This is a genomic window from Nocardiopsis sp. CNT312 (assembly GCF_000515115.1).
GTDB lineage: Bacteria > Actinomycetota > Actinomycetes > Streptosporangiales > Streptosporangiaceae > Nocardiopsis.
Genome location: NZ_AZXF01000013.1, coordinates 147,921 through 170,292, shown reverse-complemented (window position 1 = coordinate 170,292; position 22,372 = coordinate 147,921). Strand labels below are relative to the sequence as shown.

The following is a 22,372-nucleotide window of genomic DNA, read 5'->3' as shown; positions in this document are numbered from 1 at the left end:
CGGGTCCCCCGGTGCTCGGCGTCCGGAACCGCGGGTAGCCTGTGCGCCTGACTGTTCACGCCCTGTTCGCCCTCGTGCCGCACCATGGCGCGTAGGGTGATGGCTCTTGGGATGTTCGCCCCGGGCTCTCCTATGTCCGTTTTCAAACCGAAAACAGGATGCTGACCGCTTCAAGTGGGCACAACGAGTACACAGGCGCGAACGGCACGTTCAGGAAGGGGCTCCATAAGTGGCGGAACGAATGCGCGTCTCGGTCATCGGCACCGGATATCTGGGGGCCACGACAGCGGCCTGCCTGGCCGAACTGGGCTTCGAGGTTCTCGGGCTCGACGTCGACGAGGCCAAGATCGAACTGCTGCGCTCCGGTAGCGTTCCCTTCTACGAGCCGGGGCTGGAGGAACTCCTCACCCGCAGCCTCGACGCCGGCCGGCTGAACTTCACCACCTCCTTCCCCGAGGCCGCCGAGTTCGCCGACGTCCACCTCATCTGCGTGGGCACCCCCCAGCGCGACGACTCCGGCGCCGCCGACCTGCGCTACGTCAACTCCGCCGTGGACCTGCTGGCCCCCCACCTGACCCGCCCCGCCGTGGTCGTCGGCCGCTCCACCGTGCCGGTGGGCACCGCCGCGACCCTGGCCGCGCGCCTGCGCGCACTGGCCCCGGCGGGTGAGGAGGCCGAGCTGGGCTGGAGCCCGGAGTTCCTCCGCGAGGGCTTCGGGGTGGAGGACACCCTCAACCCCAACCGGATCGTGCTCGGCACCGACTCCCGCAGGGTCGAGAAGGTCGTCCGCGAGCTGTGGCAGAAGCAGATCGACGAGGGGGTGCCCTTCCTGGTCACCGACCTCCAGACCGCCGAGCTGGTCAAGGTGTCGGCCAACGCCTTCCTGGCCACGAAGATCTCGTTCATCAACGCGATGGCCGAGGTGTCGGAGGCCGCCGGGGCCGACGTCATCCAGCTCGCCGAGGCGCTGTCCCACGACGACCGCATCGGTGGCAAGTTCCTCGGCCCCGGGCTGGGCTTCGGCGGCGGCTGCCTGCCCAAGGACATCCGGGCGTTCATGGCGCGCGCCGACGAACTCGGGGTGGAGCCCGCCCTGTCCTTCCTGCGCGAGGTGGACGCGATCAACCAGCGCCGCCGCGCCCGCACGATCGACATCGCGCGCGAGCTGATCGGCGGGGACTTCTCCGGCACCTCGGTCGCCGTGCTGGGCGCCGCGTTCAAGCCCAACTCCGACGACATCCGGGACTCCCCGGCCCTGGACGTGGCCGCCACCGTGGCCTCCCTCGGGGCACGGGTGACGGTGTACGACCCCCGGGCCATGGACCGGGCACGCGAGGCCTACCCGCAGTTGGGCTACGCCCCCACCATGACGGACGCCGTGCGCGGCGCGGACGTGGTCCTGCTGCTCACCGAATGGGCGGAGTTCCGGGAGGCCCACCCCGACGAGATCGGTGAGGCGGTGGCCCACAAGCGCATCGTCGACGGTCGCAACGCGCTCGACCCGACGTTCTGGCGGGCCTCCGGCTGGACCTACCGGGCGCTCGGACGCCAGTAGCCGTACCCAGGCATCGAAGGGAGCTCCCCGCGGGGGGCTCCCTTCGTGTTTCCCCTCCCGTCCGTGCGTTGCCCGGCGGTCGGCCCGCGATCGTGATTCACTGCTCTGCGCACTCAAGTGAACACACTCGGCCATCGCCGGGTGTCCGAGTACCGAACGGAGTCCGATGCCGAGGACCACGCCGCTGGTCGGCACCGCCCTGGCCCTGGCCCTGGCCGCCGCACCCGCCCACGCCACAGCCTCCGTGGAACAGCCTCCGACGGCCTCCGCGCTGGACGGCTGCCCCGCGCGCTACGAGCCGCCGACCGCCGACGAACTGGAGAGGTACCTGTGCGGCGACCCGCGGCTGGGGCCGGCGTCGCTGCCCTCGGAGGGGCCGGTCGCCGCGCTGGTGGAGGGGTATGAGCGCTTCGGCGGGCTGACCCCCGCCGCGTTTCTGGACCGGTGGTACCTGGAGGACCAGGTGGACCCGGCGACCGGCGATACGTTCGACGGGTGGGACTACCCGGAGCACAACGGCTTCGCTGTGCAGGACGGGGAACCCGTCAGCGGGCTCCGCGTCCTCGGCTCCGGGGAGCTGCTGGACCGCTTCGGCTCCCCCCGTGGCACGTTCCTCGCCCCGGCGGGTGCCCCCTACGCCGAGCGGGCCCTGCCGCCCGACTCGCTGAACACCTACCCGGGCGGCACCGAGCACAACTACCACTGCTACGCGGTGCTCGAAGACCTGACCGCGCTGGTCGGGCCGATCACCCCGCACTTCGGGCAGCCCGGAGGCGGGGAACAGCTCCTCGTCCCCGCGGAGGGGGTTCCCGAGGCGGACGGGGACGGCTTCGTGCGGGTGGTCCGGCTCCTGGAGCTCGGCTACCTGGGCGAGCAGCCCGCCGAGGCCTGCGTGGACGGCGCGGACGACCGAGCCGTCCCGGCCTGAACCGCGCCGCCCCACCGCCGACGTGCCGCCCGAGGGCGGCGCGTCAGCGGCCCAGGCCGAACCCGGCCGGCCGGCCGTCCTCGGCGACCTCGCGGCGCAGCCGCTCGCCCTTGGCGTGGGCCTGGGCCATGAGCTCCTCCTGGAACCGCGCCATCCGCTCGGTCAGCTCCGGGTCGCCCGCCGCCAGCATCCGTACCGCCAGCAGACCGGCGTTGCGGGCCGCGCCCACGGCCACGGTGGCGACCGGCACCCCTGCCGGCATCTGCACGATCGAGAGCAGTGAGTCCATACCGTCCAGGTACTTGAGCGGCACCGGGACCCCCACCACCGGCAGGGTCGTCACCGACGCCAGCATCCCCGGCAGGTGGGCGGCGCCGCCCGCACCGGCGATGATCGCCTTGAGGCCCCGTCCTGCGGCCTCGGAGCCGTATCGGATCATCTCGTGCGGCATCCGGTGCGCGGAGACCACGTCGGCCTCGAAGGGCACGTCGAACTCACGGAGGGCCTCGGCGGCCTCGCGCATCACCGGCCAGTCGGAGTCCGAGCCCATCACGATCCCCACGGCGGGGCCACCGCCGTTTGCGCTGTCGGTCACTGGTCGTCTCCTCGCAGGTAGTCGGCGGCGTCCCGGGCCCGCGCCAGCAGGTCCCGGTGGTCGTCGCCCGTCACGGTGACGTGCCCGATCTTGCGCCCCGGCCGCACGTCCTTGCCGTACATGTGCACCTTCACCCCGGGGTCCTTGGCCATGACGTGCAGGTAGCGGCCGTAGACGTCGGGGTCCGCGCCGCCCAGCACGTTGGCCATCACGGTGTAGGGGGCGACGGTGCCCGGTGCGCCCAGGGGCAGGTTGGCCACGGCGCGCAGGTGCTGCTCGAACTGGGAGGTCACGGCACCGTCGATCGTCCAGTGCCCGGAGTTGTGGGGGCGCATCGCCAGTTCGTTGACGAGCACGCTCCCGGAGGTCTCGAACATCTCCACCGCCAGGACCCCGGTGACGTCCAAGGCGTGGGCGATCTCGATCGCGGTCTGCTGCGCCCTGGTCGCCTTCTCCTCGTCGAGTCCGTGCGCGGGGGCGATCACCTCGTGGCAGATGCCGTCGCGCTGCACGGTCTCCACCACCGGGTAGACCGCGACCTGCCCGTGCGGGGAGCGCGCCACCTGCACGGCGAGTTCGCGGCGGAAGCCGACCTTCTCCTCGGCCAGCAGCGGCACCCCCTCGGCGGTGGCGCGCGCGAGGACCCCGGCGGCCTCCTCGGGGCCGTCGGCGATCCACACGCCCTTGCCGTCGTAGCCGCCGCGCGCCGCCTTGAGCACGATCGGCCAGCCGTGCTCGTCGGCGAAGGCGTTCACGTGCTCGGGGGCGCTCACGGCCCGCCAGGCCGGGGAGGGGGCCCCCAGTTCGGCCATGCGGGTGCGCATGACGATTTTGTCCTGGGCGAAGCGGAGCGCACGGCGGCCGGGCCGCAGGAGGCCGCCCGCCTCCTCCACGGCGCGCAGGACGGGTTCGGGCACGTGTTCGTGGTCGAAGGTGACCACGTCGCAGGCCTTGGCGAAGGCCAGAACGTCCTCCAGCCCGCGGTCGTCCCCCAGGACGACGTCGCCGCACACGCGGGCGGCGCTGTCGCGGGGGTCGGCGGCCAGCACCGAGAAGTCGATTCCCAGGGCGATGCCCGCCTGGTGGGTCATCCGGGAGAGTTGTCCGCCTCCCACCATTCCCACGCGGGGGACGGTGCGGTTACGCTCGCTCACAATGCCTCAATGATCATCGATTCGTCGGGGGTGGAGACCCCTCCTGCCGGGGATCCGCGCTCCGGCCCCGGGCTAGAGTCTAGGGTGTGCCCGCTCCGCGTCCTCGCGAGGCGCACGCCGCGGACCGGCCGCGGGCCCGGTGCCCGCCCCGACCACCGCGACGGGAGACCCCAAGCGTGCGTGACTTCCTTCTCCGTCATCCGAGGATCGCCGGGCTCCTCCGGGAGCTGAGCCGGTTCGCCTCGGTGGGGGCGGTGGCCTACACCGTTCAACTGGGTGTGACCAACCTCCTGTGGGCGCTGGGCACGGACACGATGCTCGGCCAGGCGGTCGGCACACTGCTCTCGATCGCGGTGGCGTTCGTGGGCAACCGCTTCTGGACCTACCGCCACCGCGCGCGCACGGGTTACGGGCGCGAGACGGCGCTGTTCCTGGCGATGAACGCGGTGGGGATGCTCATCCAGCTCGGCTGCCAGGGGACGGCCGTCTACGTCCTGGAGCTGGAGGGCCCGTTGGCCTCCAACATCGCCGGGAACGTCGTGGGGGTCGGCCTGGGCACGCTGTTCCGGTTCTGGTCCTACCGGACGTGGGTGTTCCCGGAGACCGGTTCCGGTGCTCGGGGCGGCGCGGCGCAGGACGTGCGCGGCCAGGTCTCCGACCCGTCGGGGGTGGCCCCCGCCCCGGACCCGAACTCGTAGACGGCCCTGAACGGACCAGCTCGTAACGCCGGTTTACCGGCAAAAAATCCAACAGATCTGGTCTAATCTACTCATTTTAGGTAAAGTCCCATCACTGTTACGGCCGCGTCCACAACACCAACGCTTATGTGCGGTGCGACCCCAGGGTGACCTGCCCCCTCCCCATCCCCGACCGCGGGCACCCCTCGCCGACCCCCGAGGGCCCATCCCGCTCCTGAGGAGAAGGATGAGTATCGGCCAGTGGGCCGCCAGCTTCGCGACAGCCCTGCTGATCGCGGCCAGCCTCGCCGTCTACACCGCGTACCAGGGCGCGTTCGGCATCGAGACCGAGGCGATCGACCCCGAGTCCTGGGGCGACGGCGAACGCCCCGACCCGGTCGAGGGCATCCACAACTTCCTCCTGCTGGGCGTGGACACCGAGTCGGAGGGCGAGCGGCCCGACGTGCTGATCATCGTCAACATCGACGCGGACCGGGACGCGGTGACCATGGTCAACCTCCCCCGCGACCTGATCGTGGACATCCCCGCCTGCGAGGCCGACGACGAGCACCCCGGCTGGACCGGCGGCCTCCAGCAGATCAACCACGCGGCGACCTACGGCGGCATGGACTGCCTGGGCAACACGGTCGAGACGGCCACCGGCATCCGCCTGGACCACATGGTCATGGTGGACTTCGCCGGGTTCGAGAACATCGTGAACACCGTCGACGGCGTGGAGATGTGCATCCCCGAGCCGATCGACGACCCCAAGGCCCACCTGGTCCTGGAGGCCGGAACTCAGACGCTCGACGGCGCGCAGGCCCTGGGGCTGGCACGGTCCCGGGCCAGCACCGACAACGGCAGCGACCTGGAGCGCATCGAGAGCCAGCAGCGGCTGATCGGCGCCCTCGTCCGGAAGGTGACCAGCGGCGAGTTCCTCTCCAGCCCGGCCTCCGTCTACTCCTTCGTGGACTCGGTTACCGACAGCATGGTCACCGACGACCGGCTCACCGTGGACACCATGGCGAACCTGGCCCTCAGCATGAGCGGCGTCGACCTGGACCAGGTCAACATGGTGACGGTCCCGGTGGTGGACTCCGAGACCCACCAGTACAAGGTCGATCCGATGCAGCCGCAGGCCGGTGACCTGTTCGCCGCGGTGGCCAACGGCGAGGTGCTCCCCGAGGAGGAGGACGGCGCGTCGGAGGCCGACGAGGAGCCCTCCCTCACCCCGGGCGACGTCTCCCTGCGCGTACTGAACGGGACCGGGGTCACCGGACTGGCAGCCGAGGTCGGTGTGCTCCTGGAGGGGCGCGGGTTCGTGGTGGGCGGGGTGGGCAACCCGGTCCAGCGCACACCCGCCGCCACCACCGTCTACCACGCGCCGGACCAGCGGGAGGCGGCCGAGCTGCTGGCCGCGGAGCTGGCGGCGGCCACCGTGGAGGAGGTCGACGGCCTCGGCCCCGAACTGGAGCTGGTGATGGGAGCGCAGGACTGGGACGGGCTGGCCGTCGGCGGTCGGAGCCCGAGCGCGGAGGCCTCCGACGGAGAGGACGGCGGCGTGCTGGAGGAGCTCGACTCCACCTCTGCCGAGTCCGACACCGCCGTCTGCGCGTAGCCGTCCGCCCTACGGCGGTCGGGGACTCAGGACGGCGCGGCCGGGCTGGTGCGCCGCACGCCCGTACGGCGCACCAGGACGACGGCCCCCAGCGTGTACGCACCCGCCAGCACCACCGCGAGGACCAGGCCGAGGGGCGTCCCCGTGCCCGGCGGACCCGCGCCGACGACGGCCCCGGTCCCGATCGCCGCCATCCGGCCCTCGGCCACACTGAAGACGATCTGGACCAGCCCGTTGACCACGTGCAGGCCGATCGCCGCCTCCAGGCCGCCGGTGCGCCAAGTCAGCCAGGCCGCGCACAGGCCCATGACGGCGAGCGTGGCCGCCGTCCACCCGTCCTCGGGGAAGGCGGAGGCGTAGAGCGCGGCGAGCAGCGTCCCGCCGGCCAGGACCGCGGGAGCCGGCGAGCGCAGGACCCGTGCGACCGCCCGGTGGCCCTCCGGAGCATCGGCCGGCGCCCCCAAGGAGCCGACGAGCTGCATCACCAGACCGCGCAGCCCGAACTCCTCGGCCACGGCCTGGAACGGCACCAGCAGCACGATCACGGCGACCGCCGCCGCCACGACCCGTGCGTCGGGCGACGGCCCCGCCTCGGGGCCGGAGAGGCCGAACGGGCCCACCAGGAGCAGGTAGGCGCCGAGCACCGCCGCGACGCACGCCAGCGCCAGCGCCGAGCAGCGGGCCAGCCACCCCCCGCGCAGCCGGCCCTCGACCGACAGCAGCGACCGCACCCGACGCCACTGGACCACGCGCACCACGATCAGCACGATCGGCAGGAGCAGTACCGAGGAGCCCAGGCCGATGGCCAGTCCCGCGATCTCCCCGACCCGCGGCGAGTCCGCGAGCAGACTGCTGCCGCCGAGGACCGCGACGATCGTCACGACGAAGGCGACCGCCACGCCCAGGACGAACAGCAGGATCGCCAGCATCACGAGTGACAGGGCGGGGACCCACCAACGGAACCGGTCGCCGCGGGCCAGCCGGTGATACTGCTCACCCCCGGGGATCTCCGCGCAGGCGAACTCACTGGTGCGCACCGGACGCGGCGGCGGCCACGCCCACACCGAGGGGGACGCGTTCGCCGCGGGCTGCCCGCCGGGGGGCGTCAGACGGCCGCCGCCGGGCGGCCCCGCCCAGGTCTGCTCCCGCGCCCACGCCTCGTCGGTCCGCCCACCGGCCCTCTCCGGGGCCGGCCAGGACGGACCGGATGGCGGCGGCACGTTTCCCATAGTGGGCAGAGGCTACTATCCGGTGGTGTAGCGACAGCGTTAAGGGCACGCCGTAAACGCCTGGTCACAGTACGGACGGGCCCCTCCGGGGCACCCGCGGCACCGCCAGGGAATAGGCCGGTGACAGCGCGCCGTTGGAGGGGGTGGTCCGTGCAGGAGACGCCACAGGCCAACGCCGGCTTCCGCTGATCTACGATTGAGTACTATGTCCTCCACACCATCCACCGAGCAGGTGCACGAAGCCCTCGCCACGGTGCTCGACCCGGAGATCCACCGCCCCATCACCGACCTCGGTATGGTCAAGAGCGTCGACATCGCCGACGACGGCTCCGTCAAGGTCGGTATCTACCTCACCGTGGCCGGCTGTCCGATGAAGGGCCGTATCGAGAAGGACGTGACCGAGGCGGTGACCGGCAAGGTCACCGGGGTCGCCTCCGTGGCCGTCGAACTCGACGTGATGAACGAAGAGCAGCGCAAAGAGCTCCAGACCAAGCTCCGCGGCGGCCAGGCGGAGAAGGAGATCCCCTTCGCCAAGCCCAGCTCGCTGACCCGGGTCTTCGCGGTCGCCTCCGGCAAGGGCGGTGTCGGCAAGTCGTCCGTGACGGTCAACCTCGCCGCCGCCATGGCCGCCCGGGGCCACAAGGTCGGTGTCGTCGACGCCGACATCTACGGCCACTCGGTGCCGCGCATGCTCGGCGCGTCGGACTTCCCGACCAAGGTCGAGGACATGATCCTGCCGCCCACCGCGCACGACATCAAGGTCATCTCCGTCGGCATGTTCACCCAGGGCAACACGCCGGTCGTGTGGCGCGGCCCCATGCTGCACCGGGCCCTCCAGCAGTTCCTCTCCGACGTCTTCTGGGGCGACCTGGACGTCCTGCTGATGGACCTGCCCCCGGGCACCGGCGACATCGCGATCTCGGTGGCCCAGTTGCTGCCGACCGCCGAACTGCTCGTGGTGACCACCCCGCAGCAGGCCGCCGCCGAGGTCGCCGAGCGCGCGGGCGCCATCACCGCCCAGACGCACCAGCGCATCGCGGGCGTCATCGAGAACATGTCGTACTTCGTCCCTCCGGGTGGTGGCGAGCCGCTGCACCTGTTCGGCGAGGGCGGCGGCAGGACCGTCTCCGAGGCCCTGGGCCGGACCCTGGGTACCGACATCCCGCTGCTGGGCCAAGTGCCCCTCGACACCCGCATGCGCGAGGGCGGCGACTCCGGTCGGCCACTCGTCCTGACCGACCCCGACACCGAGGCCAGCAAGGTCCTCACCTCGATCGCCGACGGCCTGGTCGGCAAGCCGCGCGGGCTGTCCGGCATGCAGTTGGGGATCTCCCCCGCCGGGCGCTAGGCGGTGTCTCCTTGAGCCTCCGCTCCGCTTCGGCCCGCCCGTCGCCCGCCACCGCCCTCAATGACGGACGCCTACGGCGCGGTCCCCTTTCCGCTCGGGCTCCCGGAGAACGGGAACCTTCGGCGCCCACGGCGTGTGCACCCGTTCCTCGCGGACACGCCTCCGGTACCTCCAGGACCACGCGGGCGCCCGAACCGGCCCCCTGGAGTACAGCAGCACATGCAGAGGACAGGGCCTAAAGGAGTGGACGGCGGCCCGCGGGCCCCGGAACCGACGGTTCCGGGGCCCGCGGCGCGTCAGTCGCCCGACGCGCCCAGGACGATATCGGTGGTGACGGTCTCCCCGTCGCGCCGGTAGACGAGCTCAACCTCGTCGCCCGGGGAGCGGTCCCGGAGCATCGCCAGCAGTTCCTGGCCGGAGTTCACCCGCCGTGTGTCCAGGAACGTGATCACGTCGCCGGGCTCCAGCCCCGCCCCGTCCGCGGGGCCGCCGCGCTCCACGGCACCGGGCTCGTCGACGATGACCGCGCCCGCCGTCGGGCTGCTCAGGTCGAACTCCGCGCCGATGTCGGCGTAGGTCGCGCCCTCGTTCTCGATGAGCCGCTCCACCACGGTCTGTGCCTCGGACGAGGGGATCGCGAAGCCCAGACCGATGTTGCCGGTCCCCTCCCCCATGGAGCCGCCCATGGTGATGATCATCGAGTTGACGCCGATGACCCGTCCCTGGAGATCGACCAGGGGGCCGCCCGAGTTGCCCGGGTTGATCGCGGCATCGGTCTGGAGCGCGTAGAACTGGCCGACGTCCTCGCCCTCGGGGCTCACTGGCCGGTCGGTGGCGCTGATGATGCCCTGGGTGACCGTCCCGGCCAGGCCCAGGGGTGCGCCGATCGCGATCACCTCGTCGCCGACGATGACCTCCTCGGAGTCGCCGAACTCCAGCGGCTCGACGTCGATCGGGTCCTCCAGCGCCAGGACGGCCAGGTCGGAGGTGGGGTCGGCACCGACGACGGTGGCGTCCGACAGGCTTCCGTCGCTGTACTCGATCCGGATGCCGGCCTCCTCCAGTTCGGAGGAGACGTGGTCGTTGGTGACCACGTAGTCGCCCTCGATGACGAACCCGGACCCGCCGCCGGGAATCACCGGGCTGGCACTGCCGATGTAGACCACGCTCGGGCTGACGCGCTGGGCGACGCCCGCGATGGTGTCGGGGTCGCGCTGGGGCGCCTCGGGCGGCGGCTCGTTCATCTGCGGCCCCTGGTCCGGGGCGGCCTCCCCGTCCCCCGAGGAGGAGGCGGTGGCACCCACCAGGCCGCCGGCACCGCCGGCGATGAGGGCGACGACCAGCATCCCGGACAGTGCCATCCACGCGGGTATCCCGCGTCCGGGCGGGCGCGGCGGTGCGGCGGGCGGACCCTGGCCCGGGTGGTACGGGGCCTGTGTGAAGTGCTGGGGCTGGAACCGGGGGTCCGGCGGGGGAAACGGGTGCTGCTGGGAGGTCTGGGTCGAAGGGGAGGGGGCCTGGGGTGTGTGAGGGTGCTGCGGAACCTGTGACATGCGGGATGCATCAGGTTGTTCCGCTGGACCTGGGGGCGGTGTGTGGTTCATGCGGCCTCCGCTGGCGGTCGCTGGGGTAGGGGGCGAGGCGCGGCGCTACCGGGACGGGGGTCAGCCGATCCCCCACCGGGACAGGCCGCGCTGCACTCTGGCCCAGAACCCGAAGGCCCCGGGTTCCGGCAACGCGGTCACTGCGGAGGACACCAGTCCTGTGGGGGCATCTGCCAGAACCGTGTAGACGAAACCACCGGATTCCCACACGTTCCGGTACTGACCGGTACCACCGCCGAAGATCGTGTCATGTTCTGTTGTGATGCCGTCACCCCCCGCCCCGGTTCCGGTGGATTCGTCACCGAGTGCGGAAGGATGTTCGGATTCCAGCTTCCCACGTTGGAGGAAAACCGACACCTGGGACAGACCATCCGAATAGACCGCGTGCACGACACGCGCGCCGTCCAAGCGGGTCGACCTGGCGTCCACGAGCCGCAGATTCCACGCGAGGTGCTCGGGCAGGTACCAGCCGCCCTCCCGCAGTTCCTCCCGCTCGTCCGGGGAGAGCGTGTCGCCCCAGGGCTCGCCGCCGGCGGCGTGTTCGGGCCAGTCCGCCGCGCCCACCCGGACCCCGGACAGGCGCGACACCGAGAAGGGCCGACCCGACCCGTCGTACACCGCACGGCCCACGAGCAGGCCGGTGCCGGCGTCCACCAGGAAACGGCCCGCGCGGGTGCCGTCGGCCCTCAGCGCGTCCACCCGGTGGACCGGTCGGCCCTCCAACTCCCCGGGCCCCGCGTACACGACGGCATAGGTGTCCGCCAGCACCCGCAGGAGACGGCCGTCGAGGGCCTCGGGGGACTCGCGCATCACGAAGGCGGGCTCCCGTGAGCCGAGGGGTGCGATGGCGACCCCCTCCCCCGGGCGGCTGACCACGTGCAGGGCGCGCTCCTGCCGGGCACCGGGAAACGACACCGTGCCCACGGCGGTGTAGGGCACCTCGTCCTCGGCCGCGGCGGCACCCAGGAGGTGGCCCATCCCGTCGTCGCCGCCCTCGGCGGGGACTCCGGAGGAGTCGGGGTGCCCCGGCGGGGCCGTGAGCAGGACACACAGCGCCAGAGCGGCCAGCAGGACCGCGGCCAGCGGGGGCGGAGGGGAGGAGGGTTCCTCCGGTCTCACCGGGTCTGTTCGGTCTCGCTGGGAGCGGCGCCCGTGACGGTCTCCGCCGGGGGCTCCTCACCGAAGGGCAGCTGCCGAACGGTCAGCGCGTGTTCGAGCGCGAAGTCGGCGATCCGGGGCTCGACCACCGGTGTGTCGTCGTCACCGCCGCCCGCCACGAACGCCGAGCCGAGCAGGGCCGTGGCCACCGCGACCCCGGCCACCGCGTACCTGCCGCCCGGGAACGCGGGCAGGAGGGAGGTGAACCGGTCGGCGCGGCGACGCACCGGACGGTCCGCCGGGGGCGGGGCCACAGGTGCGGCGGGAGAGGCGTCCGCCACGGCCTCCGCGGCGAACGGACCCGTGGGAGGGTGACCGCCGAGAGGACGGGAGGAACCCAGCGGAGGGCTCATGCCGAATCCGGCGCCCCCGGGCGGCGGGCCGGGCGGTCGGCCGCTGGTTCCGCCCCCGGCCAGGCCGCTCAGGCGTCCCAGGAAGTCGTGGTCGGGCTCGGGCTCGCCGAGCGTGGTCAGGCGCCGTTTGAGCCTGCGCAGCATGTCGGCCTCGAAGCGGCAGGTCTCGCAGCCGGCCAGGTGGATGAGGGCGCGTTCGTGCTCGACCGGTCCCAGTTCTCCGTCGACGAGCGCGGAGAGGCGCTCTCCGAGGTGGCCCATACTCACTCCGCCTCCCGGGTGCTCACACGCGCCTCACGCGCCTCCTTCTCGGCTGCCAGGGCGCGCCGGTGCTCCAGTGCACGGCGCAGTTGCGCACGGCCGCGGTGGATCCTGCTGCGGACCGTGCCGAGTTTGACGTCCAGCGTGGCGGCGATCTCCTCGTACGACAGGCCCTCGATGTCGCACAGGACGACCGGGGCCCGGAACTCGGCGGGGAGCGCGTCGAGGGCCGCCTGCACGTCAGCGTCGAAGTGGCGGTCGTCGTAGCGCTGCGCGGGGGAGGGCTCCCGGCCCTCGATGCGCTCGTCGGCGTTGTCCGCCAGGCCCTCGAACCGGATGCGGGCCTTGCGCCGCGCCGTGTCGAGGAAGAGGTTGGTGGTGATGCGGTGCAGCCAGCCCTCGAACGTGCCGGGGGTGTACTTGGCCAGGGAGCGGAACACCCGGATGAAGACCTCCTGGGTGAGGTCCTCCGCGTCGTGCTTGTTCCCGGTGAGCCGGTAGGCGAGCCGGTAGACGCGGGGCGAGTGGACGCGGACCACCTCGTCCCAGCTCGGGGGCTCCCATTCCTCGAATTCCGCGGCCGGGCGGGGCTCTGGCACCGCTGCTCCTTCCTCGCGTCGATCGCGGGGGTCCGTGGGGCCCGGTCGACGACCGTTCACCCTGGTTCAACGCCGGAGGACATCGGATAAGTTCCCGCCGTCACGCTCGGAGTTCTCCCCTGTTTCACGTTAATCTTTTGCCGAGAGGCGGCCTGAACGCGACCACTCCCTTACGGAGCGTGTCCGATCACCGTCGAACCGACCACGACGCGAGGAGGCCGTCATCGCGAGCACGGAACAGGCCGCGGCCCAGATCACCTGGGCACGGACCGAGCAGAACCGCTTCGCCCACGAAGCCGTCGGGGAGGGCCCTCTGGCCGACGCCTACGAGACGGCGCTGCGGTCCACCGCCCCGCCCGTGGACCCCGCCGCGGGTGCGGCACTGCGCTTCCTCGCCGCCGCGATCGGCACGAGGTCGGCGGTGGAGGTCGGCACCGGCTGCGGCGTCTCGGGGGTCTGGCTCCTGAAGGGGATGGCCGCCGACGGGATCCTCACCTCCGTGGACACCAACGCCGCCTACCAGGACCACGCCCGGTCGGTGTACGCCGCCGAGGGGTTCGGCACGGGCCGGGCCCGGCTCATCAGGGGCCGGGCCCTGGAGGTGCTGCCCCGTCTGGCCGACGGCGGCTACGACCTAGTCTTCGTGGACGCCGACCCGGAGGGCTACCCGCTCTACCTGCGGGAGGCCCTGCGCCTCCTGCGCCCGGGCGGGATCCTGGCCTTCAACGAGGCCCTGACCGTGTCACCGGAGCCGGACGGCCCGCTGAGGGCGCCCGACCCGGTGGAGACGGCGGTGCGTGAGACGGTCCGGCAGGTACGCGAGGACGCCTCGTTCGTCCCCCTGCTGCTGCCCGTGGGCGGCGGCCTGCTGGCCGCCATCCACCGCCCGGCCCTCTAGCGGGAGGCGAGCCAGCGCAGCAGCGTGCGGGTGGTGAACGCCGTGCCGCCCTTGCTGAGGACGCCGCTCTCCGACATCGACCGGCCCGGACCCGCGATGTCCAGGTGGGCCCAGGGCACGTCCGCCGTGAACTCCCTCAGGAAGAGGGCAGCCTCGGTCGCGCCCGCCGGCCCGAAGTCCTTGCCGCGGGTGCCGACGTTGGCGAGATCGGCGATCCGGGAACCGGTGGTCGGTGCGTACTCGTCGGTGAGCGGCATCCGCCACAGCGGCTCGCCGGACTGCTCACCGGCCGCCGAGAGCTCGACGGCGATCGTGTCGTCGTTGCTGTACAGTGCGCCGATACCGGTGCCGAGCGCGACCTTGGCCGCGCCGGTCAGCGTCGCCACGTCCACCAGGGCGTCCGGGCCGAGCTCGGCGACCGCGTAGCCGAAGGCGTCGGCCATCACCAGGCGCCCCTCGGCGTCGGTGTTGAGCACCTCGACGGTGGTGCCGGAGTAGGTGGTGAGCACGTCGCCGACCCTGGTGGCCGAACCGGAGAAGGAGTTCTCGGCCAGGGGCAGCAGGCCGGTGACCCGCACCGAGACGCCCACGGACGCCAGCTCCGACAGCACGCCCAGCACGATCGCCGCGCCGCTCATGTCCGTCTTCATGAGCTTCATGTTGTCGTTGGGCTTGAGCGAGAGACCGCCGGTGTCGAACGTGATGCCCTTGCCGACCAGCACGATGTGCTCGGTGGGGTTCTCGGGCGTGTAGGAGAGCCGGACCAGGCGCGGCGGACGCACGGACCCCTGCCCCACGCCGAGGATGGCGCCGAAGCCCTCGTCCACCAGGTCCTTCTCGTCCCAGACCCGTACGTCCAGCCCCGCCCCGGAGGCGACCTCGCGGGCCCGGGCCACCATCCACTCGGGGCCCTTGGCCAGTGAGGGGGTGTTGATGAGGTCGCGCGCAAGCGCGGTGGCCGCGGCGAGGGCTGCCCCTCGGCGGAGGTCGTCCGCCAGGGCCTCGGCGTCCTCGCCCACGACGTCGACGGTCTGGGCGGGGCGCTGGTTCGCGGGGGTCTCGCCCGTCTTCATGCTGAAGGTGTAGGAGGCGAGCAGCACCCCCTCGGCGAAGGCAGCGGCAGCGTCAGCGCCGTGGCCGGGCCAGGCCAGGGCGACCCGTTCCCGTCCCCGGCCGGCCCGGGAGAGGGCCGCACCGGCCTTCCGGAGGTCTCCGGGCGATCCCGGCCCCACCCCCAGAAGCGCCAGCCGTGTCAGGCTCCCGTCCCGGGGCACCGGGAACTGGACGAGCTCACCGGGCGCGCCGGTGAGCGAATAGTGCGTGAACAGATCGTCGAGGGGAGCGGGGAGAAGGCCCGCAACCGCTTCGGCCCCTCCGGCCGCGATCGGCGCGTCATCACCGGAGGCCACGGGAAGGACCAGCAGGTCCGCGGTGGAATCGGCAAGGCTTCCCCGTCGGGGCTGGATCTGCGTGGTGAAGGGCACGGGCCGCTCGCAATCGTTCACTCGTTCGGGAGATCGGTGACCTCGGGGATCGTCGGGGATGTCCGGCCCGGGGTGGGGGCGGGCACGGATCGGCTCACCTAGCCGACGACACCCTGCAACGCGTCCCGGAGCTCGCCCGCCTCGTCCGGTGTCAGTTCGACCACCAGGCGCCCGCCGCCCTCCAGGGGGACTCGCATGATGATGCCGCGACCCTCCTTGGTGACCTCCATCGGCCCATCGCTGGTCCTCGGCTTCATCGCCGCCATGCCATTCCCCTTTCTCGATGTTCCTCGCAGGTGGCCAGGGGGCCGGCCGCGTCACCGGTACCGATCCGGCGAAGCGTCCCGGTCCCGGAACCGCGCACCGGTTCCCCGCGGCCCCGCGCCCGCACCGGCGCGCGCGTGCCGCTCCTCCCATTATCTCGGAGGTTGGCCCCGGGTGTGTGCGCCAGACAGACGCCTGACCATCGCACGGGCCCACCGGCGAGGAACCGTTGTTCATTAAAGGTTATATCGGTACTGACCGAATCTTGGGAGAGCCCGACAGCCGACCGGACTTCTCCCCCTTCGGAACCAATCGAAACAAAAGGGAACCGGATCCCCCTGGGCAGCCCGGAACCGGTCAGCCGAGGACGCCCGTGGAGGTCATGCGCGTGCCCTCGTCGGTGACGGACGACCACTCGGCCCTCAGCCCCCGCCCGTCCTCCTCGGGCCACAGCGTCAGTTCGGCCTCGTCGACGCACCGGTCCTCGGGGTCGGCGGTCTCGGTGTAGGCGTACACGGCCCGATCGCCCTCGCTCGCCGACAGCACCAGGCTCCCCGAACAGGAGAAGGTGATCCAGGCGGAGGTGCCGTGCTCAGCGCCCTCCTCGATCGAGACACGGGCATCCCAGTCGGCGACGTGCTGCCCCTCGGTGTCGACCTGGTTCATCTCCCCCGACCACGAGCCCACGAACTCACCCGCCGCCACAGCCCCACCGACGGAGCCGGAGTCGCCGCCGACGAACACCGCCACCGCCGCGGCTCCTCCCGCGAGCACGGCGACCGCCGCCACGGATCCGACCAGAAGGAGGATCCGCTTTCGGCGCTTGCTCTTGTAACGGGTCGACCGGGGCGGGGCCCACAGGGAGATCTGGCTCACAGGGCCCGGGGAGCCGTCGCTCCCACCATCGGAACCGGATTCCACTTCGGCTGGTGTGTCCATCCTCGCCATCCTGAGCAACGGTCCACCCTCACAGGTGGAACAGGGGGGTACGTTTGTGCTGCGCTGAGAATAGAGCACACGAACGCGACATGCGTCAGGACAGGGGCGCGAACAGCGTGACCCACGGCATAGCGTGGGCCCGGACCTCACTCCGGAGCCCCCGAATCGTCACTGTTCGTAGCGCGCGTGGACGCGGTCGCCCTCACCGCCGGGCGCGAAGGACACCCCGGGGGCGGCCGGGGAGGCGCCGGCGAGCCGCTCCTCCAGCTCCGCGATCCGCCGTTCGCGCTCCCCCAGCTCGTCGGACAGCCGGGTCAGAAGGTCGTCGACCGCCCGGACGTGGTAGCCCAACAGCGACAGGGGCAGCGTCAGCCGATGGAGGTCGGCCGTCCCGACCGGGCGGTCGGCGGGCAGGTCGAGCGGAGGGCGGTCGGCCTCCACGCCGGCGAGTCCCCCGCCCCTGCCGAGCACGACGAGGACGACGCCCGCGAGCACGGTGACAGCGACCGCTCCCAGCAGGATCATGATGAAGACAGGCACGGGCCCCATCCTCCCATAACCCGCTCCTAACCGCTGATGCCCGGCGGGGTGGCCCCGTTCTCGCGGGCCAGGTCGGAGTGGGATGTGCGGATGATGTCGACGACCTCGTCTGGGTCGTCGGTGAGCCGGAACAGGTGCGTGTCCTGTGGGCCGATCAGCCCGTGCTTGGACAGGCTCGACTCGATCCACTCGGCCAGCCCGCCCCAGAACTCCGTCCCGACCAGGACCACGGGGAACCGGGTCACCTTCTTGGTCTGGACGAGCGTGATCGACTCGAACAGCTCGTCCAGGGTCCCGAACCCGCCGGGAAGCACGACGAAGGCCTGCGAGTACTTCACGAACATGGTCTTGCGGACGAAGAAGTACCGGAACGTCATCCCCACGTCGATGTAGGGGTTGAGCTCCTGCTCGAACGGCAGCTCGATACCCAGGCCGACGGACAGCCCGCCCGCCTCCTGGGCACCCTTGTTGGCGGCCTCCATCATCCCCGGCCCGCCGCCGGTGATGGTGGCGTACCCGGCCCTGGCCAGCTCGGTGCCGACCCTCAGCCCCACGTCGTAGAAGTGATGGTCGGGAGCGACCCGCGCCGACCCGAACACGCTCACCGCCGTCGGCATCTCCGACAGCAGCCCGAACCCCTCGACGAACTCCGACTGGATGCGCAGCACCCGCCAGGGGTCGGTGTGCACCCAGTCCGTGGGACCGCGCTGGTCCAGCAGTCGCTGGTCCGTGGTGGTCTGGGGGATGGCGCTCCCCCGGTAGGTCAGGGGACCGGCGTGCCGTATGTGTGCCTCTTCTTCCGTCATGCCCGCCAACCTAGTCGAGCGGGAGCCGCCCATGCGTGAACCGAGCGTGTCACCAGGGAAAACGGTGATGCCTCATGAAAGGGCGGCCGTCCCGCCCGGTCAGCGTTCCCCAGTGAGCCAGCCGAGCATCCGCTCCTCGGCCTCACGGATCTTGGCGATGTCAGCGTACTCGTCGCGGGTGTGCGCCAGCGTCGGGTCGCCCGGGCCGTAGTTGACCGCGGGCACGCCCAGCTCCGAGAACCGGGACACGTCGGTCCAGCCGAGCTTGGCGCGCGCCCGGCCGCCGCCCACCGAGGCCACGAACGCGGCCGCCGAGGGGTCGTCGAGGCCGGGACGTGCCGGGGCCGCGGCGTCGGTCACCTCCACCTCGTAGCCGTCGAAGAGCCCGCGCAGGTAGGCCTCGGCCTCGGCCACCGACAGGTCCGGCGCGAAGCGGTAGTTGATCGTGACGACGCACTCGTCGGGGATGACGTTGCCCGCCACCCCGCCCTCGACGAACACGGCGTTGAGCCCCTCGTGGAAGCGCAGCCCCTCCACCTCCGGCTCGCGGGGGGTGTGGGCGCGCAGCACGTCGAGGACGGCCCCGGCCCCGTGGATGGCGTTCTCGCCCATCCACGAGCGGGCGCTGTGCGCGCGGGTGCCCCGAACCGTGACCCGCACCCGCATCGTGCCCTGGCAGCCGCCCTCGATGACGCCGTCGGTGGGCTCCATGAGGATCGCGAAGTCGCCCGCCAGCCACTCGGGGCTGTGCGCCGCCAGCCGCCGCAGGCCGTTGCGTGAGGCGTCGACCTCCTCGTTGTCGTAGAAGACGTAGGTGACGTCGTGCACCGGTTCGGCGGCCAGGGCGGCGAGCTTGAGCTGCACCGCCACGCCCGCCTTCATGTCGGAGGTGCCGCAGCCGTACAGGCGTCCGCCGTCCACGTGCGAGGGGAGGTTGCCGACCACGGGCACGGTGTCGAGGTGGCCGGCGATCACCACCCGTCGGGGGCGGCCCAGGCCGGTGCGCGCGACGACCGCGTCGCCGTCGCGGAGCACCTCCAGGTGCGGCAGGCCCGCCAGCGCGCGCTCGACCCCGTCGGCGAGGGCCTTCTCCTCACCGCTCTCGGAGCGGAGGTCCACCAGGGCGGCGGTCAGGTCCGCCACGTCCGAGGTCAGGTCCAGCATCGTCTCGCCCCTGTTTTCCGGTGAGGTCGTCGTCTTCCGGTCCCAGCCTAGGGACATCCGCGGCCTCCCGGGGCTCGGACGCCCTCCCCCGCGTGTACGGGAGAGGGCGTCCGCGCCACGGCGGACCGTACCCCGTCAGGCGTTGACGCCGTGTTCGCGCAGGAGGTCGTTCAGGGCGAGCTTGTCGTGCTCGGCCCCCTCCTCCAAGCGCTTGAGCACCAGCAGGACGGGCATGCCGAAGTCGCCGCCGGGGAAGCTCTTGACACGGTTGGCGGTCACACACACCGACCAGGCCGGAGCCTGCCCGCGCTCCAGTTCCTCGCCGGTCTCGGCGTCGAAGACCCTGGTGGAGGAGGTGAGGATGGTCCCCGCGCCGAGCTTGGCACCGGTCCGCACACGCGCGCCCTCCACGACCATGCTGCGGGAGCCGAGGAAGGCGTCGTCCTCGATGATCACCGGGGAGGCCTGCGGCGGCTCCAGGACACCGCCCACGCCCACGCCGCCGGACAGGTGGACGTTCTCGCCGACCTGGGCGCAGGAGCCCACGGTCGCCCAGGTGTCCACCATGGTGCCGGAGCCGACGTGGGCGCCGATGTTGGTGAAGGAGGGCATGAGCACGACGCCCGGCGCCAGGTAGGAGCCCCAACGGGCGATGGCGCCCGGCACCACGCGGACCCCGTCGAGACGGGTCTTCAGCGGCATGCGGTCGTGGTGGTGGAAGTCGCCCGCCCGGGACTCCTTCATCTCCAGGACCTTGAAGCCGAGCAGGATGGAGCGCTTGGCGCGCTCGTCGACCACGACCTCGTCGGTGCTCGGGTCGACGAAGGCGACGCGGGCCTTGCCCTCGTCGATCTGGTCGATCGCGGCGAGGATGGTCGCACGGGGCTCTGCGTGGTCAGGGGTGAGTTCGGTGCGCCGCTCCCAGAGTGCGTCGATCTCGTCGGGCAGCGGGCTTGTGTACGAGCTGGTCATGTGTCACCACGTTAGCCGCTGCGCGGCCTGCGGAATGCCGTACCCCGCCCCTGATGGAACGAGTTCTTCCCACCGCTATGTCCTGGTTCACTCGCCGACTACACTTTCGCCGTGGCACTCACACGCCTCACGCGCCTCGCGGACCTACTCCCTTCCCGCGCGGACGCGTTCCACCCGTCCACCGACCCGATGGTTCGCCCGTGCCCAGTAAGCGGCGGAGACTCTCCGCGTTCGTCAAGATCCTCCTCGCCCTGTCCCTCGTCTGCGGCGCGCTTGTCGGGGGCGCCTACTACGTGCTGACCACCGTGGAGCCGGTGGAGACCGCGGAGCCCCCCGAACCAGGGTGCCGGCTGGACCTGGCCCAGGGGGAGTACGAGCTGGAGCCCGCCCAGGCGAGGAACGCGGCCACGGTCAGCGGTGTGGCCTTCGGCCACGACCTGCCCGGGTCCGCCGTCACCGTGGCGTTCGCGACCGTGTGGCAGGAGTCGACCTTCTACAACCTGGAGTTCGGCGACCGTGACTCGCTGGGCCTGTTCCAGCAGCGGCCCTCACAGGAGTGGGGCGAGCCCGAGGAGATCCTCGACCCCGTGTACGCCAGCACCGCCTTCTACACGGCACTGGCCGAGGTTGAGGGCTGGGAGTCGCTGCCGGTGTTCGAGGCGGCCCAGGCCGTGCAGCGCAGCGCCGACGGCTACGCCTACGACCAGCACGAACTCCTGTCCGCGGACATGGCGGAGGCGTTCACCGGCACGCTGGGACCGGCGATGACGTGCTGGTACGTCCCGGAGACCGTCGAGGCGGTCCGGGCCGCCGACGCGGACCCGGAGGGCGCCCGGGAGGAGATGGCCCGGGTCTTCGGCATCGCCCCGGAGAGCCTGCCCTTGGAGGAGGACCCCCGGACGGGGGACACGGGGTGGGCGATGGCGCTCTGGGCGGTCGCCCACGCCGAGGAGTACGGGCTGACCTCGGTCGCCTACCAGGGGCGGCAGTGGCGGATCTCCGACGGGACGGAGGACGCCGAGGCCTGGTCCACTGCGGACCCCGGCGGACTCGTCCTGGAATGAGGTCTCAGGGCAGGCGCGCGGCCGCCGCGTCCACACGCTCGTCGGTGGCGGTGAAGGCCACCCGGACGTGGCCCGCCCCCGCCTTGCCGTAGAACTCGCCGGGCGCCACCAGGATGCCGCGCTCAGCGAGGGCGGACACCGCCCCCCACGCGTCGTGCCCGGGGTGGCTCGCCCACAGGTACAGACCGGCCTCGGAGTGCTCGATCCGCCATCCCGCGGCCTCGAAGGCGGTGCGCAGCCGCTCGCGGCGCGCACGGTAGCGCTCCTTCTGCTCCCGCGCGTGGGCGTCGTCGTCCAATGCCGCCGCCATGGCCGCCTGGACGGGGGCCGGCATGATCACCCCCCCGTGTTTGCGCACGGCCAGCAGCTCCTCGACCAGGGCGGGGTCCCCGGCGACGAAGGCGGCCCGGTAGCCCGCCAGGTTGGAGCGCTTGGACAGCGAGTGCACGGCCAGCAGGTTCTCGTGGGACCCATCGCACACCTCGGGATGCAGGATCGACACCGGCTCGGTGCCCTCCCACCCCAGGCCGAGGTAGCACTCGTCGGAGGCCACCACCGCACCCCGCTCGCGTGCCCAGGCGACGACCTTGCGCAGGTGCGGCACGCCCAGCACGCGGCCGGTGGGGTTGCTCGGCGAGTTCACCCAGACGAGCCCGACCGGGGCCGGGCCGAGCGAGGCCAGGCCGTCGGAGGCCACGGGCTCCGCGCCCGCCAGCCGCGCCCCGATGTCGTAGGTGGGGTAGGCCAGCTCGGGGTGGACGACGGTATCGCCCGGGCCCAGCCCGAGCTGGGCGGGCAGGTGCGCCACCAGCTCCTTGGAGCCGACGGTCGGCAGGACCGCGCCCTCGGCGACGCGCACGCCGTGCCGCCGCTCCAGCCAGTCGGAGATCGAGCCGCGCAGCCGGGGCGTCCCCCATGTGGCGGGGTATCCCGGCGCGTCCGCGGCGTCGGTCAGGGCGCGGCGGACGAGACCGGGAACGGGGTCCACGGGCGTGCCCACCGACAGGTCGACGATGCCGTCGGGGTGGGCGGCGGCCGTGCGCTTGTACGGCGTGAGCCGGTCCCACGGGAAGGTCGGGAGCCGGTCGGTCACCCGTCGCCGCTGGGCCATCGGTGTTCTCTCTCCCTGGGGTTCGCTTACCACTGCTCATGACGCGGTCGC

General features: G+C 72.2%; 22 protein-coding genes. 7 read left to right on the top strand and 15 right to left on the bottom strand.

Translation table 11 applies throughout. The annotated features are described in order from the left end of the window. The first annotated feature begins 241 nt into the window (after positions 1-241). Positions 242-1,555, top strand: a complete 1,314-nt coding sequence (locus B042_RS0105530; RefSeq protein WP_028647430.1) for a UDP-glucose/GDP-mannose dehydrogenase family protein — start codon at positions 242-244, stop codon at positions 1,553-1,555. 166 nt (positions 1,556-1,721) lie between these two features. After that, positions 1,722-2,483: a TNT domain-containing protein gene (locus B042_RS0105525; protein ID WP_028647429.1), complete on the top strand. Its 762-nt coding sequence runs from the start codon at positions 1,722-1,724 to the stop codon at positions 2,481-2,483. A 43-nt stretch (positions 2,484-2,526) separates the two neighbouring features. Here the strand turns inward: B042_RS0105525 and purE are convergent, their stop codons facing one another. Together purE and B042_RS0105515 are read right to left on the bottom strand one after the other, a co-directional pair. Then, entirely contained in the window at positions 2,527-3,078 is a 552-nt protein-coding gene (gene purE / locus B042_RS0105520; RefSeq protein ID WP_028647428.1) for a 5-(carboxyamino)imidazole ribonucleotide mutase, read from the bottom strand. Further along, positions 3,075-4,232, bottom strand: coding sequence for a 5-(carboxyamino)imidazole ribonucleotide synthase (locus tag B042_RS0105515; RefSeq protein WP_036553959.1), 1,158 nt, complete (start codon positions 4,230-4,232; stop codon positions 3,075-3,077). The genes purE and B042_RS0105515 overlap by 4 nt, the downstream gene beginning before the upstream one ends. Before the next feature lie 176 nt (positions 4,233-4,408). Here B042_RS0105515 and B042_RS0105510 point away from each other — a divergent pair, with 176 nt between their 5' ends. Both B042_RS0105510 and B042_RS0105505 read left to right on the top strand, forming a co-directional pair. Further along, positions 4,409-4,930, top strand: a complete 522-nt coding sequence (locus B042_RS0105510; protein ID WP_028647426.1) for a GtrA family protein — start codon at positions 4,409-4,411, stop codon at positions 4,928-4,930. Positions 4,931-5,156: 226 nt separating this feature from the next. Next, positions 5,157-6,527, top strand: a complete 1,371-nt coding sequence (locus B042_RS0105505; protein WP_028647425.1) for an LCP family protein — start codon at positions 5,157-5,159, stop codon at positions 6,525-6,527. Between the two features lie 26 nt (positions 6,528-6,553). Here the strand turns inward: B042_RS0105505 and B042_RS0105500 are convergent, their stop codons facing one another. Beyond that, complete coding sequence (locus B042_RS0105500; RefSeq protein WP_028647424.1) at positions 6,554-7,564, bottom strand: CPBP family intramembrane glutamic endopeptidase; 1,011 nt, start codon at positions 7,562-7,564, stop codon at positions 6,554-6,556. Positions 7,565-7,961: 397 nt separating this feature from the next. On the opposite strand from B042_RS0105500, the gene B042_RS0105495 reads away from it, so the two are divergent. Further along, on the top strand, positions 7,962-9,104 hold the full coding sequence (locus B042_RS0105495) for an Mrp/NBP35 family ATP-binding protein (RefSeq protein WP_028647423.1): 1,143 nt from the start codon (positions 7,962-7,964) through the stop codon (positions 9,102-9,104). A gap of 296 nt (positions 9,105-9,400) precedes the next feature. Here B042_RS0105495 and B042_RS0105490 read toward each other — a convergent pair whose 3' ends face one another. The 4 genes from B042_RS0105490 to sigE form a co-directional block, all read right to left on the bottom strand. Then, positions 9,401-10,465 (bottom strand): S1C family serine protease, encoded by a 1,065-nt coding sequence (locus tag B042_RS0105490; protein WP_036553956.1) that lies wholly within the window; start codon positions 10,463-10,465, stop codon positions 9,401-9,403. Positions 10,466-10,768: 303 nt separating this feature from the next. Next, positions 10,769-11,827 carry a sigma E regulatory protein, MucB/RseB gene (locus B042_RS0105485; RefSeq protein WP_028647421.1) on the bottom strand — a complete coding sequence of 353 codons (1,059 nt, stop codon included), beginning with the start codon at positions 11,825-11,827 and terminating at the stop codon, positions 10,769-10,771. Further along, positions 11,824-12,480, bottom strand: a complete 657-nt coding sequence (locus B042_RS22040; protein ID WP_081748609.1) for an anti-sigma factor — start codon at positions 12,478-12,480, stop codon at positions 11,824-11,826. Before B042_RS22040 ends, B042_RS0105485 begins: the two co-directional genes overlap by 4 nt. Before the next feature lie 2 nt (positions 12,481-12,482). Continuing rightward, positions 12,483-13,079, bottom strand: a complete 597-nt coding sequence (gene sigE, locus B042_RS0105475) for an RNA polymerase sigma factor SigE (protein ID WP_028647420.1) — start codon at positions 13,077-13,079, stop codon at positions 12,483-12,485. Positions 13,080-13,332: 253 nt separating this feature from the next. On the opposite strand from sigE, the gene B042_RS0105470 reads away from it, so the two are divergent. Further along, a complete protein-coding gene (locus B042_RS0105470; protein ID WP_051415486.1) occupies positions 13,333-13,977 on the top strand; it encodes an O-methyltransferase in 645 nt (214 codons plus the stop codon). Here B042_RS0105470 and B042_RS0105465 read toward each other — a convergent pair. From B042_RS0105465 to B042_RS0105435, 7 genes are all read right to left on the bottom strand, one after another. Next, positions 13,974-15,461 (bottom strand): leucyl aminopeptidase, encoded by a 1,488-nt coding sequence (locus tag B042_RS0105465; protein WP_028647418.1) that lies wholly within the window; start codon positions 15,459-15,461, stop codon positions 13,974-13,976. The two genes, B042_RS0105470 and B042_RS0105465, sit on opposite strands and share 4 nt — an antisense overlap. Positions 15,462-15,559: 98 nt before the next feature. Next, positions 15,560-15,727: a DUF3117 domain-containing protein gene (locus B042_RS24730; protein ID WP_081748608.1), complete on the bottom strand. Its 168-nt coding sequence runs from the start codon at positions 15,725-15,727 to the stop codon at positions 15,560-15,562. Between the two features lie 355 nt (positions 15,728-16,082). After that, positions 16,083-16,664 (bottom strand): hypothetical protein, encoded by a 582-nt coding sequence (locus B042_RS0105455; RefSeq protein WP_028647417.1) that lies wholly within the window; start codon positions 16,662-16,664, stop codon positions 16,083-16,085. 168 nt (positions 16,665-16,832) lie between these two features. Continuing rightward, a complete protein-coding gene (locus tag B042_RS22035; protein ID WP_197024178.1) occupies positions 16,833-17,204 on the bottom strand; it encodes a hypothetical protein in 372 nt (123 codons plus the stop codon). A 26-nt stretch (positions 17,205-17,230) separates the two neighbouring features. After that, entirely contained in the window at positions 17,231-18,010 is a 780-nt protein-coding gene (locus B042_RS0105445; protein ID WP_197024177.1) for a TIGR00730 family Rossman fold protein, read from the bottom strand. A gap of 99 nt (positions 18,011-18,109) precedes the next feature. Continuing rightward, a complete protein-coding gene (gene dapE / locus B042_RS0105440; RefSeq protein ID WP_028647415.1) occupies positions 18,110-19,174 on the bottom strand; it encodes a succinyl-diaminopimelate desuccinylase in 1,065 nt (354 codons plus the stop codon). Between the two features lie 135 nt (positions 19,175-19,309). Beyond that, the gene (locus tag B042_RS0105435) at positions 19,310-20,146 is read right to left on the bottom strand and encodes a 2,3,4,5-tetrahydropyridine-2,6-dicarboxylate N-succinyltransferase (protein ID WP_028647414.1); all 837 of its coding nucleotides are present in this window, start codon (positions 20,144-20,146) and stop codon (positions 19,310-19,312) included. Positions 20,147-20,346: 200 nt separating this feature from the next. On the opposite strand from B042_RS0105435, the gene B042_RS0105430 reads away from it, so the two are divergent. Beyond that, positions 20,347-21,210, top strand: a complete 864-nt coding sequence (locus tag B042_RS0105430) for a hypothetical protein (protein ID WP_028647413.1) — start codon at positions 20,347-20,349, stop codon at positions 21,208-21,210. Positions 21,211-21,214: 4 nt separating this feature from the next. Here B042_RS0105430 and dapC read toward each other — a convergent pair whose 3' ends face one another. Next, entirely contained in the window at positions 21,215-22,321 is a 1,107-nt protein-coding gene (gene dapC, locus B042_RS0105425) for a succinyldiaminopimelate transaminase (protein WP_028647412.1), read from the bottom strand. Between the last annotated feature and the right edge of the window lie 51 nt (positions 22,322-22,372).